The 14,618-nt window shown below is 70.2% G+C and carries 13 protein-coding genes; 4 read left to right on the top strand and 9 right to left on the bottom strand.

What is annotated here, in order from left to right; genetic code table 11:
* Positions 1-7 precede the first annotated feature (7 nt).
* The 7 genes from AC07EQ_RS00695 to AC07EQ_RS00665 all read right to left on the bottom strand — a co-directional run bounded on the left by AC07EQ_RS00695 (position 8) and on the right by AC07EQ_RS00665 (position 9,836).
* Positions 8-1,657, bottom strand: coding sequence for an MDR family MFS transporter (locus AC07EQ_RS00695; protein ID WP_478385763.1), 1,650 nt, complete (start codon positions 1,655-1,657; stop codon positions 8-10).
* On the bottom strand, positions 1,654-2,253 hold the full coding sequence (locus AC07EQ_RS00690; protein ID WP_478385762.1) for a TetR/AcrR family transcriptional regulator: 600 nt from the start codon (positions 2,251-2,253) through the stop codon (positions 1,654-1,656). The genes AC07EQ_RS00695 and AC07EQ_RS00690 overlap by 4 nt, the downstream gene beginning before the upstream one ends.
* Positions 2,254-2,536: 283 nt before the next feature.
* Complete coding sequence (locus AC07EQ_RS00685) at positions 2,537-3,736, bottom strand: cytochrome P450 (RefSeq protein WP_478386226.1); 1,200 nt, start codon at positions 3,734-3,736, stop codon at positions 2,537-2,539.
* Positions 3,736-4,911: an NAD(P)/FAD-dependent oxidoreductase gene (locus AC07EQ_RS00680; protein ID WP_478385761.1), complete on the bottom strand. Its 1,176-nt coding sequence runs from the start codon at positions 4,909-4,911 to the stop codon at positions 3,736-3,738. The genes AC07EQ_RS00685 and AC07EQ_RS00680 overlap by 1 nt, the downstream gene beginning before the upstream one ends.
* The gene (locus tag AC07EQ_RS00675) at positions 4,908-5,108 is read right to left on the bottom strand and encodes a ferredoxin (protein WP_478385760.1); all 201 of its coding nucleotides are present in this window, start codon (positions 5,106-5,108) and stop codon (positions 4,908-4,910) included. Before AC07EQ_RS00675 ends, AC07EQ_RS00680 begins: the two co-directional genes overlap by 4 nt.
* A 31-nt stretch (positions 5,109-5,139) precedes the next feature.
* A complete protein-coding gene (locus AC07EQ_RS00670) occupies positions 5,140-6,627 on the bottom strand; it encodes an MFS transporter (RefSeq protein ID WP_478385759.1) in 1,488 nt (495 codons plus the stop codon).
* A 68-nt stretch (positions 6,628-6,695) separates the two neighbouring features.
* Positions 6,696-9,836, bottom strand: coding sequence for a BTAD domain-containing putative transcriptional regulator (locus AC07EQ_RS00665; RefSeq protein WP_478385758.1), 3,141 nt, complete (start codon positions 9,834-9,836; stop codon positions 6,696-6,698).
* Between the two features lie 312 nt (positions 9,837-10,148).
* Here AC07EQ_RS00665 and AC07EQ_RS00660 point away from each other — a divergent pair, with 312 nt between their 5' ends.
* Genes AC07EQ_RS00660 through AC07EQ_RS00645 form a run of 4 tightly spaced genes read left to right on the top strand, consistent with a single transcriptional unit; the run spans position 10,149 to position 12,234 of the window.
* On the top strand, positions 10,149-10,298 hold the full coding sequence (locus AC07EQ_RS00660) for a helix-turn-helix domain-containing protein (protein WP_478385757.1): 150 nt from the start codon (positions 10,149-10,151) through the stop codon (positions 10,296-10,298).
* A gap of 18 nt (positions 10,299-10,316) precedes the next feature.
* Positions 10,317-11,120 carry an RNA-guided endonuclease InsQ/TnpB family protein gene (locus AC07EQ_RS00655; protein ID WP_478385756.1) on the top strand — a complete coding sequence of 268 codons (804 nt, stop codon included), beginning with the start codon at positions 10,317-10,319 and terminating at the stop codon, positions 11,118-11,120.
* Complete coding sequence (locus tag AC07EQ_RS00650) at positions 11,048-11,314, top strand: alpha/beta hydrolase family protein (RefSeq protein ID WP_478385755.1); 267 nt, start codon at positions 11,048-11,050, stop codon at positions 11,312-11,314. The genes AC07EQ_RS00655 and AC07EQ_RS00650 overlap by 73 nt, the downstream gene beginning before the upstream one ends.
* Before the next feature lie 44 nt (positions 11,315-11,358).
* Complete coding sequence (locus tag AC07EQ_RS00645) at positions 11,359-12,234, top strand: macrolide 2'-phosphotransferase (RefSeq protein ID WP_478385754.1); 876 nt, start codon at positions 11,359-11,361, stop codon at positions 12,232-12,234.
* 51 nt (positions 12,235-12,285) lie between these two features.
* Here AC07EQ_RS00645 and AC07EQ_RS00640 read toward each other — a convergent pair whose 3' ends face one another.
* Both AC07EQ_RS00640 and AC07EQ_RS00635 read right to left on the bottom strand, forming a co-directional pair.
* Positions 12,286-13,590 (bottom strand): SLC13 family permease, encoded by a 1,305-nt coding sequence (locus tag AC07EQ_RS00640; protein ID WP_478385753.1) that lies wholly within the window; start codon positions 13,588-13,590, stop codon positions 12,286-12,288.
* 85 nt (positions 13,591-13,675) lie between these two features.
* A complete protein-coding gene (locus tag AC07EQ_RS00635) occupies positions 13,676-14,428 on the bottom strand; it encodes a fumarylacetoacetate hydrolase family protein (protein ID WP_478385752.1) in 753 nt (250 codons plus the stop codon).
* Positions 14,429-14,618 lie beyond the last annotated feature (190 nt).

Raw genomic sequence — 14,618 nt, 5'->3', positions numbered from 1 at the left:
GTGGTGGTCAGGAGACTTCGGATCCTTCTCGGCGTGCGCTCGCCGGGGCGGCCTCCGGCCCGTTCTGCGTGCGCTGCTCGGCTTCCAGCCGCTCCGCCTCCTCGCCGCCGATCGCCTCGCCGCGGGCGACGAGCCCGGCGACGTCCGAGAGCGGGATCTGCTTCAGGACCAGGGCGAGGAGGAAGGCGATGCCGATGAACGGCAGCAGGTACCAGAACACGGGCGCGAGGGCGTCGGCGTAGGCCGTGACCACGCCGTCGCGGAGCTGCTCGGGGAGCTGGCTCAGCGTCTTGGGGTCGAGCGTCGCGGTCGCGGTCGAGGCGTCCGCCGCCGAGGCGCCGGAAGCGGCGAAGACCCCGGTGAGGTTCTCGGTGAGGCGAGTGGTGAAGATCGTGCCGAACACCGCGGTGCCGAGCGCGGCACCGACCTCGCGGAAGTAGTTGTTGGTGCTCGTCGCGGTGCCGATCATGGCGGGCGGGACCGCGTTCTGCACCACCAGCACGACCACCTGCATGATCAGCCCGAGTCCGGCGCCGAAGATGAACAGGTAGACGCAGATCAGCCAGATCGGGGTGTCGGCGGCGAGCGTCGTCATCAGGACCATGGCGACGGCGGTGATGATCGTGCCGACGATCGGGAAGATCCGGTAGCGGCCGGTCTTGGTGATCACGGTGCCCGAGGCGATGGACGTGCCGAGCAGACCCACCATCATCGGCAGGAGCAGCAGTCCGGAGGCGGCCGCCGAGGTCCCCGACGACATCTGCAGGAACGTCGGCACGAAGCCGATGGCGGCGAACATGCCGAGGCCCAGCGCGAGGCCGATCGCGGTGGCGTTCACGAAGATCGGGTTGCGGAACAGGCTCAGCGGGATGATCGGGTCCGCGGCGCGCGCCTCGGTGATGACGAACGCGACCGTCGCCGCGAGCAGGCCGAGGCCCCAGGCCCACGTCTCGACCGCGGTCCAGCCGTGCGCCTTGTCGCCGCCGAAGTCGGTGAAGAAGATGAGGCACGTCGTGGCGGTGGAGAGGAACACGACGCCGAGGACGTCGATCGGCTGGGTCGCCTTCTTGTTCGGCAGGGTCAGCGCGACGAGCGCGATGATGAAGGCGGCGATGCCGACCGGGATGTTGATGTAGAACGCCCACTGCCAGGTCAGGTGGTCGACGAAGAACCCGCCGAGCAGGGGGCCGCCGACGGCCGACAGGCCGAAGATGCCGCCGAGCGGGCCGAGGTACTTGCCGCGCTCGTTGGCGGGCACGATGTCGGCGATGATCGCCTGCGACAGGATCATGAGCCCGCCGCCGCCGAGGCCCTGCATGGCCCGGAACACCACGAACGTCCAGAAGTCCGTGGCGAACGCGCAGCCCACCGAGGCGAGCGTGAACAGCGCGATCGCGATGAGGAACAGCCGGCGCCGGCCGAGGACGTCGCCGAACTTGCCGTAGATCGGCATGACGATCGTGGTCGCGAGGAGGTAGGCGGTGGTGATCCACACCTGGTGCTCGACGCCGCCGAGATCGCCGACGATGGTCGGCATGGCGGTCGCGACGATGGTCTGGTCGAGGCTGGACAGCAGCATGCCCGCGATGAGCGCGCTGAAGATGATCCAGATCCGTCGCTGCGTCAGCAGCAGCGGGGCGGGCGCGGTGGTGGTCATGACTTCCGTTCGAGGTTCGGCGCGAAGAGCTCGCGGGCGGCGGCCAGCCGGCGGGCGAGGATCTCCGCGAAGGAGTCGGAGTTCGACAGGGTGAGGAATTCCCGCACGGCGGCCGAGATCAGGGCGCGGATGACCTGCACGGCGGCGGCGGCGCGAAGATCACCGGGAGCGAGGCCCTCGCGCTGCTCGACGAGCTCCACGTCGGACTGCTCGTCGCGCTGCATCTTCTCGACGAACCGGGTGAGCAGCCGGGGCTCGCGTTCGAACACGGCGAGGACGTCGCGGATGCTCTCGGCCGTGATGTCCGCGCGTTCCCAGCGCTGCACCGCCAACTCGGCGAGCTCGTCGAGCAGGGTCGGTGAGAGTCCGGGGCTCGCGGAGTCGCCGCGCGCCAGGAACTGGTCCGTGAGCGCGTCGTCGTCCTTGCGCGCGGTGATTCCCAGGACAGCGTCGTCCTTGGAAGCGAAGTAGTTGAAGAAGGTGCGGCGGGAGATGTCGACCTGCTCGCAGACTTCCTCGACGGTGAACCCGGACAGCCCGCGTTCGGCGGTCAGCCGAAGGGCGACGGAGGTCACCTGAGCAGCGGTCGCGGCCATGCGCCGCTCGCGAAGGTTAGTTGCACGATTCATCTCATAGTGCAGTATTGCACCCTCGGTTGCACAGTGCATCAATACCCACTGTGCTCTCGACCGCACCCTACAGCGGGAGATCGCCGACACGCCCGTGTTCCAGGTCCCCGGTCAGGAGCACTTCTGCGACGCGGAGCTCGTGACCCGCTCCGAGGTGCACATGGAATCGCGTCTTCTCTGCGGCAATGAGTGGCGCCGACGGCATGCATGAACCGACCCAGCGAGATGGTCTCGCTGGGCCGGGTGGGGGTCAGGCGTTCCAGGTGAGGGGGAGTCGCTCCATCTCGTAGATGTTCGAATTGGTGTGCATCGGCACTTCTTCCACGGGTATCGCCAGGCTCAGGTCGGGGAAGCGGGTGACGAGTGCCGGGAGCGCCGTTCGCAGCTCTATTCGCGCGAGGTGCTGGCCGAGGCACTGGTGGACGCCGTGGACGAAGGTGAGGTGTCCGGTTGCGTTGCGGCGCAGGTCCAGGGCGTCCGGGTTCGGGAACTTGGCCGGGTCTCGGTTGGCCGCGTCCATGGAGATGGTGACGTTCTCTCCCGCCTTGATCAGCCGGCCGTCGATTTCGGCGTCTTCCAGGGCGGCCCGCACCGTGCAGGGGCCGATTCCGGTGTAGCGCAGCAATTCCTCGACGGCTCCGTCGGCGAGGTCCGGGCCGTTGCGCAGGGCGGCGAGCTGGTCGGGGTTGATCAGCAGGGCGAAGGTGGCCATGCCGATCACGCTCGCCGTGGTGTGCAGGCCCGCGAACAGGAGGAAGGCGCCGAGCCCGAACAGTTCCTCGTCGGTCAGGTCGCTGGTGGTCAGCTCGCTGAGGACGTCGTCGGTGGGGTTGGCGCGCTTGGCCAGGACGAGTTCGCTGATGTAGTCCTGCAGTCCCTTCAACGCGGCGATCTGGTCCTCCGGGGTGGCCCCGTCCCGCAGCACCACGCCTTCGGCGAGGTGCTGGAACTTCTCGTGGTCGGTGTAGGGGACGCCCAGCAGCTCGCAGATCACCAGCGCCGGAATCGGTCGTGCGTACAACGCCATGAGGTCCGCCGGAGAACCCTGCCGCTGCATCGCGTCCAGGCGCGCCGCGGTGAACTCTGCCACCCGATCCGCCAGCAGGCGGATCCGGCGCGGGGTGAACTTCCCGGCCAGCAGCCTGCGGTAGCGGGTGTGCTCCGGCGCGTCCAAACCGAGGAAGTCCCCCGGCGATGCGGGAGGCACCGGCTCGGTGATACCGGGCATCGGCATGTGCAGCAGCTCGTACCGGTTGCTGAACCCGGGATGCGCGAGCACGGCGCGGGCCTGGTCGTAGCCGGTCGCCAGCCAGCCCTCGTGCCCGTCCGGGTAGGTCATCCGCACGAGCGGCTGTTCCTCGCGCAGGCGAACGAGCTCCGGTGGCAGGTGGAACGGGTGCTCGGGAGACCGCTGGAACAGCAGCTCCAGCTTGGTGAAAGGTTCTGCCATCATCGAATTCCTCCTACTGGTAAGGGATTTCGCAGCATGCGGCGTGCGGTGCGGATGCCGCGGGGGTGGTTCCAGCCGATGGCGGCGGTGACCCCGTCGTCGCCTTCGGCCAGCGCGAGGAAGCGGCCCTCGCGGGGATCGCCTTCGGCGATCCGGATCCGCGCTTGCGGCGCGATGACGCCGTGCACCTGGATCTTGGTGTCGTACTGGTCCGACCAGAAGTACGGGATCGGGCTGTACCGGCGGTCACCGCCGAGGATGTTGCCGGCGACGACCAGGGCCTGTTCCGTGGCGTTGGTGCGGGTTTCCAGCCGCGCGGTGGTGCCGGTGCCGGGGTCGTGCCAGCGGGCGACGTCGCCGACCGCGTACACGTCGTCGGCGGCGCGCAGCGAGGCGTCGCAGCCCACCCCGTCGTCCAGGCGCAGGCCGCTGTCCACCAGCCATCCGGTGGCAGGGGTGGACCCGGCCGCCAGCACCGCGAGATCGGCCTCGACGACCTCGCCCGAGGTCAGTTCCACACCGGAGGTCTTGCCGTCCGCACCGATGAGCCGGGCGGCACCGACGCCGGTGCGCAGCCGCACGCCGCGCGATTCGTGCAGTGCGGCGACGTGACCGCCGAGCTCGGCCCCGAGCTGCGACGCCATCGGCACCGGTCCCGGATCGATGAGCGTCATCTCCTTGCCGAGAGCACAGCCTGCGGCCGCTACCTCGCAGCCGAGGACTCCCGCGCCGATCACCGCGACTCGCTGTGCGGTCTGGAGGTCCTGCTTGAGGCGAAGTGCGTCGTCCAGCGTCCGGAGGGTGTGCGCGCCGGCGAAGCCGGCCGGCCGGTGCGGCACCAGGCCGGTCGCGATCACCAGCGCCCCGTACGACAGGGCCTTGCCCCGGTCCAGCACGACCGTGCGGGTGTCGAGCCGGAGCCGCTCGGCGCGGTGGCCGAGCAGCCAGTCCACCTGCAGTTCGTCCAGCCCGCCGGCGGGGCGGAGGTGGACCGCCTCCGCGGACCACCGTCCGATGAGGACCTCCTTGGACAGCGGCGGCCGGTCGTAGGGCGGGCGAGGTTCTTCGCCGACGATCCTGATCCGGCCGGTGAATCCCTTGCGGCGCAAGGCCTCCGCCACCGTCAGGCCGCCCACGGACGCGCCGACGATCAGCACGTCGTCGGGGACGGTCACGACGTTTCCTCGATGCGGATCGCAGCAGCGGGGCACAGCATCGCGGCTTCCCGCACAGCATCGTGCAGGTCGGCCCGCGGTGCCGGGTCGAGCAGCACCACGACACCGTCCTCATCGCGCTGGTCGAACACCTCCTCGGCGGCGAGCACGCACTGGCCGCCGCCGGTGCACTTCACTTCGTCCACGATGATTCTCACGTTGTCCTCCAAGGGGTTCGAGCTCGTTGCTTCAGGCTTCTGCGGCGATCTGCTGCGGTGCGGGGGAGGTGCGACCCTTCATGACGAGGCGGGCGAGCACGGCGGCGGCGAGCACGAGTGCGGCGGTGGCCCAGCAGGTGATCGCCATGCCCGAGCTGAACGCCTCGCGAGCGGCGTGTGCGATCCCGGCATCGCCCAGTGCGAGCGCATCGCCGATCGAGGTGCGGGCCGGTTCTGGTGCGGTCGCGGGCATCGCGGAGGTGTAGTTCGCGGCCAGGACGCTGCCGAGGATGGCGATCCCGAGGGCTCCGCCGGCCTGCTGCATGGTGTCGTTCACCGCGGACCCGACGCCCGCGTGCTCCGGCGGAACGGCGTTCATGAGCGCCGCGACGGCGGCTGGCTGCGCGAGACCGGCCCCGACGCCGAACACCGTCAGTGCCGATGCCACCGCGACGACACCGCTGTCCGGGGAAAGGCTCCCCAGCAAGGCGAATCCGACGGCCACCACGGTCAGCCCGGTCGCGGTCATGGTCCGGTTGCCGATCTTGTCGCCGAGGGTGGCGCCGAGGGCGTTGGTCAGGATGGTGGCCAACGCGATGGGCACCATCATCGCGCCCGCCTGGGTCGGGGTGTAGCCGAGGACGAACTGCAGGTACTGGGTGAACACCAGGACCAGCCCGCCGAATCCGACCTGCGTCAGGACCAGCGCGAAGCTGCCGCCGGAGAAATCGCGGTCCCGGTACAGCGCGAGCGGGACCATCGGGGACGCCGTCCTGGTCTCCCAGACCGCGAACGCGATCAGGACGGCCACGGCCACCGCGAGCCGGGTCAGGGTAGCCGGGTGGGTCAGGCCGGTGACCGGGAGTTCGATGATCGCCCACACCAGCACGGTCAGCCCGACCATCGACAGGATCGCGCCGAGCGGGTCGGCCCGGCGGGCGGGCGCCCGGGATTCGGGCATCAGGGCGAGCGCGGCGATGATCGCCAGGATCGCGATCGGGACGTTGATGAGGAAGACCGATCCCCAGCCGAAGCCGGTGACCAGCACCCCGCCGAGGATGGGGCCGCCGATCATGCCGACCATCACCACCGCCGACCAGACCGAGGTGGCCTTGCGCCGCTCCTCGTCGTCGAACACCGTGATCAGGATCGACAGCGTGCTCGGCAGCACCAGCGCGCAGCCCACGCCCATCAGGGCGCGGTAGGCGATCAGCTCGCCCGAGCTCGCCGCGCCGGCGGCCAGCAGCGAGGCCAGCCCGAACAGGGCCAGGCCGGTGATCATCACCCGCCGCCGCCCGTACCGGTCCGACAGGCTGCCCGCGGTGAGCAGCAGGCCGGCGGTGGTCAGGATGTAGGCGTCGCCGATCCACTGGATGTCCTGGGAGTCCGCCCCCAGGTCCTGGACCAGCACCGGGATCGCGACCGTGAGCACCTGGTTGTCGATCGTCAGGACCAGGGTGCTCAGGCACAGCACGACCAGGACGAGCCAGCGTCGTGGGTTGCGTTGCGTTATCGACACGCCGGCAACAGTGCCGACCGGCGATGACAGCCGTCTGACAGCGACCTGACAGCCCGGTCGCGCCGCTGTCAGGTCGTGTAAGCGGTCAACCGGTCGAGCGCTTCGCGGCGCGGCATGTCGGCGCCCCGGCGGTACGTCTCGTCGTATTCGGCCTGGCCGAGGCGTCGCGCGAGTTCGGTGACGAGCTCGCGCAGTTCCGGGTCGCCGTGGTCGAACGCGCCGCGGATGGTCTGGCTCATCCCCAGCGCGGTTGCCGCGCCGACCGGATCGCCCTCCAGGCCCAGCAGCTGCGCGAGCTGCTGGGCGGCCGGCGCGATGTCCCGGTGGGCGAATGCTGCGGTAACGGCGCTGGAAAGCAGTTCGCGCGCCCTCGCGGCGTCGCCCGCTGCGAGCCGGTTCGCCATCCTCGCCGGGGCGATCCGGGCCTCGATCGCCTCGGCGGGCAGCGGCGTCTCGCGGGCCAGCAGCGCCATCCGGTCGAGTTCCCGGTCCGCGCGGTCCGGATGTCCCGAGCGGCGGTGGAACTCGGCCATGGCGACCAGGGTTTCGGCCTCCAGCAACCGCTGGCCGCGATCCATGGCCTCCTGCTCGGCGGCGTCGATGTCACGCCGGGCGCCGTCGAGATCGCCGCTGCGCATCCGTTCGGTGGCGAGCCCGACCCGGTACGGGAACGCGTCCTGCGGGGTCAGCGCGAGGCTCCGTTCGAAGGCGGCGATCGCCTCGTCGTGGTCGCCGCCGACGGAGAGCACCTGCGCCTGGCCGGACAGCACCATCGCCGTCCACAGGCGGTCACCGGTCTCCTCGAACCCGCGCAACGCGTGCGCCAGCGCCGTCGAGCAGCCGCCCCAGTCGCCGTGATCGCGGTGGATGAACGCTTCCACCATGAACGTGCATGCGGTGGTCCACGGATCGGAGCGGGCGCGGACCTCCCGCATCTGGCGTGCGACCAGCTCGTCCAGACCGAGGAAGTGCCCCATCGGCAGGGTCGCCATCAGCAGCATCGGGTAGCGCTGGAGCGCTCCGGTGCGCGCGCAGTCCTCGATCAGCGCGTGAGCCCGTTCGGCGTCGGCCTTCGGCCCGCTGTCTCCGGCCAGCAGGTGGATCGCGGTGAACGCGGCGCGGGCGTCCTCGGGCAGCGCGTCGCCGAACTCGACCACCCTGGCCACGTAGTTGTCGGACCGCGCGTCGTAGCGCAGGGAGTTCCAGTACCAGTACAACGGGCCGAGGATCTGGACCGCAGTGCCCGGATCTTCGTCGTCGATGGCCGATCGCAGTGCGAACATCAGATTGTCGTACTCGGCGTCGAAGACCAGCAGGGACTCCGGCTGCCGGGCGGAGCGCAGCAGCGGCTCGTGCTCCTCGGCCAACCCGGCGAAGTAGCGCGTGAATCTGCCCCGGACCTGCTCTTCTTCCCCGGCCTGCCGGAGTTTGTGCGCGGCATGGGCCCGAATGCTCTCCAGCATCCGGTACCCGTTCCCGGTCTGCTCCACGATGGATTTCTCGACCAGCGCGTCGAGCACGTAGCCGACGTCGCCGGCAGGCAGGTCCGCCGCATCCGAGCACACCGCCTCCGCCGCGTCGCCACCGGTCGTGGCGGGGAACACCGACATCCGCCGTGCCAGCAGCCTTTCCCGCTCGGTCAGCAGGTCCCAGCTCCACTCGATCACCGCGTGCAGGGTGCGCTGGCGCGGCTGCGCCCCCCGGTTTCCCGTGGACAGCAACCGGAACCGGTCGTCGAGTCGCCGCTCGATCTGCTCGGGGCTCATCGCCCGCAGCCGCGCCGCGGCCAGTTCCAGGGCGAGCGGCAGGCCGTCCAGCCTGCGCACCACGTTCACCACCGCGTCTACAGTGGACATGTTCAGTTCGAAACCCGGCCGCACGGCCGCCGCGCGGTCGACGAACAGCCGCACCGCGGTGGACCCGGACGCATCCGCCGGGGCCGCGCGGTGCCGCGGCAGGTCGAGCGGCCCGAGGCGGCACAGCGCCTCGCCCATGACCTCCAGCGACTCCCGGCTGGTGGCGAGGATGGCCAGCTGCGGCTGGCGTTCCAGCAGCTGCCGGGCGAACTCCGCGGCGGCCCCGACGACGTGCTCGCAGTTGTCCAGGACGAGCACGGCCTCTCCGCCGCCGAGCAGCTCGACCACCCGGTCCAGCGGATCGCCGGGGGCGCCACCGGAGAGCCTGCCGTCCGGGGAGCTGAGCACGCCTAGCACCGCGTCGGCCACGCTGCCCGGCCCGCTCACCCCGGCGAGCGGGACCAGCCACAGCCGGCCGCGCCGGTGGGCCCGATGCCGGGACGCCGCCTCCACCGCCAGCCGGGTCTTGCCCACGCCGCCGGGGCCGAGGACCGTGACCAGCCGGGAGGTTTCCATCAACTCGGCGAGCAGCGCCAACTCGTCGTCCCGGCCGACGAACGTGGTCAGCGGCGCCGGCAGGCGGCCCGGTGCCGATTCGGGTCGTGCCGCCGGGCGGTTCGTCCCGCCGCGCAGCACGGCCAGGTGAGCCTCCCGCACTTCGGCCGAAGGATCGACGCCGAGCTCGTCGGCGAGCGTGCCGCGCAGCCTCTCGTACACGGCGAGGGCGTCGGCCTGGCGTCCCGCCGCGTGCAACGCGCTCATGAGCAGCGTGGCCAGCCGCTCCCGGAGCGGGTGTTTCGCGGCGAACGCCTCCAGATCGGCCAGGATCTCAGCGTGGTGACCGAGCTGCAGCTCCGCGTCGAAGCGGTCCTCGACGACGCCGATCCGGAGCTCCTCCAGCCGCGCGCCGGTCCTGGTGGCGAACGGAGCGTCGAGCACATCGGCGAGCGCGGCCCCCTGCCACAGCGCGAGCGCCGCGCCGAGCGACGTCGCCGCGTCTCCCGGCGCGCCGGCGGCGAGCGCCCGCCTGCCGCGCGCGGTCAGCTCCTCGAAGCGGTGCGCGTCGACGTTCTCCGCCGGTACCGCGAGCCGGTAACCCGTCCCCGTCGACTCCAGCGCCCCGGCGTCCCCCAACGCCTTTCGCAGCCGGTACACCAGTGCGTGCAATGCGTTGACCGCTTCCGCCGGCGGATCGCCGTCCCAGAGGTCGTCGACGAGCGAACCTGTCGGCACGCTCTCGCCCGCGGTCAGCGCGAGCCTCGCGAGCAGCATGCGCGGCCGGATGCCCGGAACGCGGATCGGGGTCCCGTCGTCCGCGCACGCCCCAACCGGGCCGAGCACCGTTATCCGCATGGTCTCCAGTCCTTCGAATCGTCCGCCGTTCCCGCGGCCGGCGCGCCACCCCGCGAGTTCATCGTAGGACCGGTCGTGGGTCCGGCTTCGGATGCGGGAAGCGAGCCTCGGCTCGTGCTGCGGTCCGCGAAGCGGAACCGGGAGCCATTGGCAGGCCGATCTCACCGAGGAGCAGGCCGTGCGTTCCAGGTGGCGCGCGGTGAACACATTGTGTCGATACTTCGTCAAAGAGGCCGAATGAGCGTGGGGCACGAAGCAGCAGTGTCGACCTGTGTGAAGATCCCCCGTATTCGGCCGTGAGACCAACCTCATATGATCATAGTGGTGCAGCTTCGGTACGCGTTCCGCTTGTATCCAACGCCTGGGCAGCAGATCGCGCTGGCTCAGTCGTTCGGGTGTGCTCGCGTGGTGTTCAACGACGCCGTGCGAGCACGGCAGGATGCTTACGAAGCAGGCGAGTAGGTGCCCAGAGCTGCCGAGTTGTCCAAGCGCCTGGTCACCGAAGCGAAGAAGACGCCCGAACGTTCGTGGTTGGGCACGGTGTCTGCTGTCGTGCTGCAACAATCGCTACGGGATGCTGAGCAGGCGTTCAAGAACTTCTTCGACTCGATCAGTGGTAAGCGCGCTGGTTGCCGCATGGGCGTGCCGAGGTTCAAGACCCGCCGGGACCGTCGCCAGTCGATCCGGTTCACTGCCAACGCGCGTTGGTCGGTCACCAGAGGGAGGAAGCTCCGCTTACCGAAGATCGGTGATGTGCCGGTGCGCTGGTCTCGCGAACTTCCGTCAACACCGTCGAGCGTGACCGTGATCAAGGACGCGGCGGGGCGTTATTTCGCCTCGTTCGTCATCGACACCAACCCCGAATCCATCGGTACGGACGCCCCGGACGTAGGGATCGATCTGGGGTTGGGTCACTTCGCGGTGCTTTCGGACGGTACGAAGATCAAAGCACCCAAGTTTCTCCGTGGAGCGGAGCGCAAGCTCAAGCGGGCACAGCAAGCCCTGTCCCGCAAGGAGAAAGGCAGCAAGAACAGGGACAAAGCCAGGCTCAAGGTCGCTCGGGCTCACGCTCGGGTGGCCGATGCGCGCCGCGAGTTCCACCACCGGCTCTCCACTCAGTTGATCCGCGAGAACCAAGCGATCGCGGTGGAAGACCTGGCGGTGCAAGGTCTCGCGCGCACTCGCCTGGCGAAGTCCGTCCACGACGCTGGATGGTCGGCACGCGAGAGACCGCGCGGCGCAACAGCCCGGTCCGGCAGCAGCCCGCCCACGCATCCCCGCTGATCCTGACCTTCGGAGGCGCCGAGCCTTCGGAGTTCGCGCGCCAGCAGGCCGAGCTCGTGCGCGCGTGGTCGCCGCACGGGGTGCCGTGCCAGGTGGTGGACCAGGCCGACGGCCACCACTTCGATGCCGTGGAGCGGCTCGCCACCGACGGCCCGCTGCGCGAGGCGGTGCTCGCCATGGTCCGCGGCGCCTGAATTTGAATCGCGCCGAGCGGCCTCCGGCCGCTACGGTTCGTGGCGTGTTCGCCGATCTTGCCCGCAAGCACGGGCTGCACGTTCGTGTGCTCGAAGTTGATGAGACGGGCTGGGATTTCCAGGTCGGGCACGCCGTGGCTGCCGACGGCGCGCGGTGGGTGCTCCGCGTGCCGCGGCGTCCCGAGGTCAGCGAGCTGATCGCGGGGGAGCGGCGGCTGCTGGAGTTCCTGCGGCCGCGGTTGGACGTCGCGTTGCCGCAGTGGGAGGTGTGCACCTCCGAGCTCGTCGCCTACCGGCGGCTGCCCGGTTCGCCGTTGGGGCCGGAGGATCCGGTGACGTTGGCGTACCAGTGGCGGATGGACGTGCCCGAGGGGCTCTTCGGGGTCCTCGGCGCGGTGATCGCGGAGCTCCACAACGCGTCGGCGGCGGAGATCGCCGAGCTCGGTGTTCCGGTGTCGGAGCGCACGGCCTTGCGCGACGAGGCCGACGACCACCTCCGCCGCGCGGGGTCCGAATTGGACGTTCCGGAGTCGCGGGCTCGCCGGTGGCGGGAGTGGATCGACGACGACCGGTACTGGATCGGCGAGTCCGCCGGGCTCCGCCTGGTGCACGCCGACCTGCACCCGGGGCACCTGCTCGTCGACGACTCCGGGACGCTGACCGGAATCCTGGACTGGACCGACGCCGCGGTCGACGATCCGGCGCTCGACTTCATCGCCCCGCGCCGGGCGTTCGGCGAAGCCGGTCTCGACCGGCTGCTGGCGGCCTACGTCGACGCGGGCGGACGGCCGCGCGAGCACTTCCGGGCGCACATCGAGCAGCTGTCGTCGTTCTTGTTCAGCGTCTCGCTCGGCATCCACGGGATCGACACGGGCCACGACGGCTACGTGAAGATCGCCCAGGAACGCCTGCGGGGATGACGTTCGGTGGCCCGGGGACCGGCGGCGCGGGCCGCCGGACCCCGGGTTCCGTCAGAGCCAGCCGGGCAGCACGAAGATCGCGCACGACAACACGGGCGCGACCACGATCATGCTCATGCCCCACGCCATCAGACGCTTGAACGTGGTGTCCCGCGCCTCCTCCGGGGTGCTGGCGATGACGAGCGCACCGCTGGTCGAGAACGGGGACGAGTCGACCACGGACGACGAGATCGCCAGGGCGATGATCAGGCCGACCGCGCCGACCTGACCGGTCTGCAGGAACGGCACCGCGAGCGGGATGAGCGCGCCGAGGATCCCGGTGGTCGACGCGAACGCGGACACCCCGCCGCCGATCAGGCAGATGACGAACGAGGCCAGCAGCGGGATCCCGATGCCGACGACGCCGTTGCCGAGGTACTCGATGGTGCCGACGCTCTCCATCAGGCTCACGTACGTCACCACGCCGCAGACCAGCAGCACGGTCGGCCACGCGACCTCGGACACGCATTTCTTGGTGACACCGGGCCACAGCAGGATGATGATCGTGGCGATGCTCAGCGCGAGCAGGCCCACGTCGAACTCCAGCGCCAGCGCGCCGACGGCCAGCGCGACGAGGCCGACGAGCGTCACGATCCGCTGCACGTTCAAGGTGATCGCCTCGACGGCCGTGCTCGTCCGGGTCGCGGTCGCCGTGCCGCCGCCACCCACCGGCTCGTCGTCCTGCTGCGCCGGATCGGTGCTGACCCGCCTGCCGAGCAGTTGCTTCCCGCCGAACATGAAGAACACCGCCACGCTCAGCAGCGTGTTGAACAGCAGCAGGCTGATCCACAGCAGCACGGGATTGCCCGGCAGGCCGCTGCGTTCCACGACGCCGTTGGTGATGCTGCCGAAGATGCTGATCGGCGAGAAGCCGCCAGCGCTCGCGCCGTTGATGATGAGCAACCCCATGAGCAGCGGGTTGATCCGGTAGCGCGTCGCGAAGTTCATCCCGATGGGGGCCATCATCGCCACCGCGCCGGGCACCACGGCGCCCACCATCGTCAACAGGCTGGTGACCAGGAACATCACCCACGGGATGAGGGCTATTCGCCCCCGCACGGCCCGCACTCCGCTGTGGATGAGCCAGTCGACGGTGCCGTTCGCCTTGGCGATGGCGAACAGCAGGGTCACGCCGACCAGGGTGACGAACAGGTCGCCGGGGAAGCCGGCGAAGAGATCGTCGTTGGACTTGCCGAACACGAACGTGCCGAGCAGGAAGGCGCCCAGGAACGCGACCGCTCCCATGTTCACCGAGCGCACGGTCGCGAAGGCGAAGATCAGAACCAGGCCGATGATCGATATTACCTGTAAGGACATCGACACTCCTCGAGGCTGACGTTGGCTCGCAGGGGTTGGTGGATTCGTTGGTACGACGACGGAATCTGGCGGTCGGATGGCCGGGTCAGACCCGGGCGGCCACCACGTTGCGCAGCGCGCCCACCTCGGAGATCTCGACCTCGACGAGGTCTCCGGGCACCATCGGCCCCACCCCGGCCGGGCTGCCGGTGAGCAGCACGTCGCCGGGTTCGAGGGTGATCCAGCGGGTGACGAAGGCCAGCAGTTCCCCGATCCCGAACACCATGTCCGCGACCGATCCCCGCTGGACGACCTCCCCGGCCAGCCTCGTGGTGATCCGCAGGGCCGACGGATCGGCCACCTCGGTCTCGATCCAGGGGCCCAGCGGGCAGAACGTATCCGCGCTCTTCGCCCGCGTCCACTGGCCGTCGGCCCGCCAGTCGTCCGCGGTGACGTCGTTCGCGCAGGTGTAGCCCAGCACGACGTCGGCGAAGCGATCGGCCCGCACGTTGCGCGCGGTGCGGCCGATGACGACGGCCAGCTCGCCCTCGTACTCCAGCCGCCGCACTTCGGGCGGCCGCAGCACCTCCGCATCCGGACCGGTGATCGCGTTGGGAGCCTTGAGGAACAGCGATGGCCGCTCCGGCCAGGGCCTGCCCTTCTCGGCGATCTGGCCGGCGTAGTTGCTGCCCGCGCAGACGATCACGCGCGGCTCGCACGGGGCGAGCAGGGTGACCTCCGACAGCGTCCCCACGGCTCGCCCCGGGGTGTCGTTCCCGTCGGGCAGGTCGTGCACCAGGTCGCCGACGACGACGCCGCGACCGACCCGGTCGCCGAGGCGGTAGCGAACTATTCGCATGGTCCCTCCTAGCGGCTGTTCGAAGAGGAGTTTCGGAATGACGCGCGGGCACGGGTGGGGCGTGGCCGGGTGGGGCGCCGGTTTTTTGCCAAAACCAAACCCTCCCCCCCCCCCCCCCCCCCCCCTTCCCCCCAAAAACCCCCCCCCCCCCCCCCCCCCACCCCCCCTCCCCACCCCCTTGAACCACCCC

This window comes from Saccharopolyspora sp. NPDC045839, assembly GCF_056431645.1.
This window is presented reverse-complemented; position numbering and strand designations above follow the sequence as displayed.

Bases quoted from the DNA above. Each gene is read 5' to 3' on its own strand.
- AC07EQ_RS00695 (WP_478385763.1), bottom strand. From the start codon at position 1,657: ATGACCACCACCGCGCCCGCCCCGCTGCTGCTGACGCAGCGACGGATC.
- AC07EQ_RS00690 (WP_478385762.1), bottom strand. From the start codon at position 2,253: ATGGCCGCGACCGCTGCTCAGGTGACCTCCGTCGCCCTTCGGCTGACC.
- AC07EQ_RS00685 (WP_478386226.1), bottom strand. From the start codon at position 3,736: ATGGCAGAACCTTTCACCAAGCTGGAGCTGCTGTTCCAGCGGTCTCCC.
- AC07EQ_RS00665 (WP_478385758.1), bottom strand. From the start codon at position 9,836: ATGCGGATAACGGTGCTCGGCCCGGTTGGGGCGTGCGCGGACGACGGG.
- AC07EQ_RS00660 (WP_478385757.1), top strand. From the start codon at position 10,149: ATGATCATAGTGGTGCAGCTTCGGTACGCGTTCCGCTTGTATCCAACG.
- AC07EQ_RS00650 (WP_478385755.1), top strand. From the start codon at position 11,048: ATGGTCGGCACGCGAGAGACCGCGCGGCGCAACAGCCCGGTCCGGCAG.
- AC07EQ_RS00640 (WP_478385753.1), bottom strand. From the start codon at position 13,590: ATGTCCTTACAGGTAATATCGATCATCGGCCTGGTTCTGATCTTCGCC.
- AC07EQ_RS00635 (WP_478385752.1), bottom strand. From the start codon at position 14,428: ATGCGAATAGTTCGCTACCGCCTCGGCGACCGGGTCGGTCGCGGCGTC.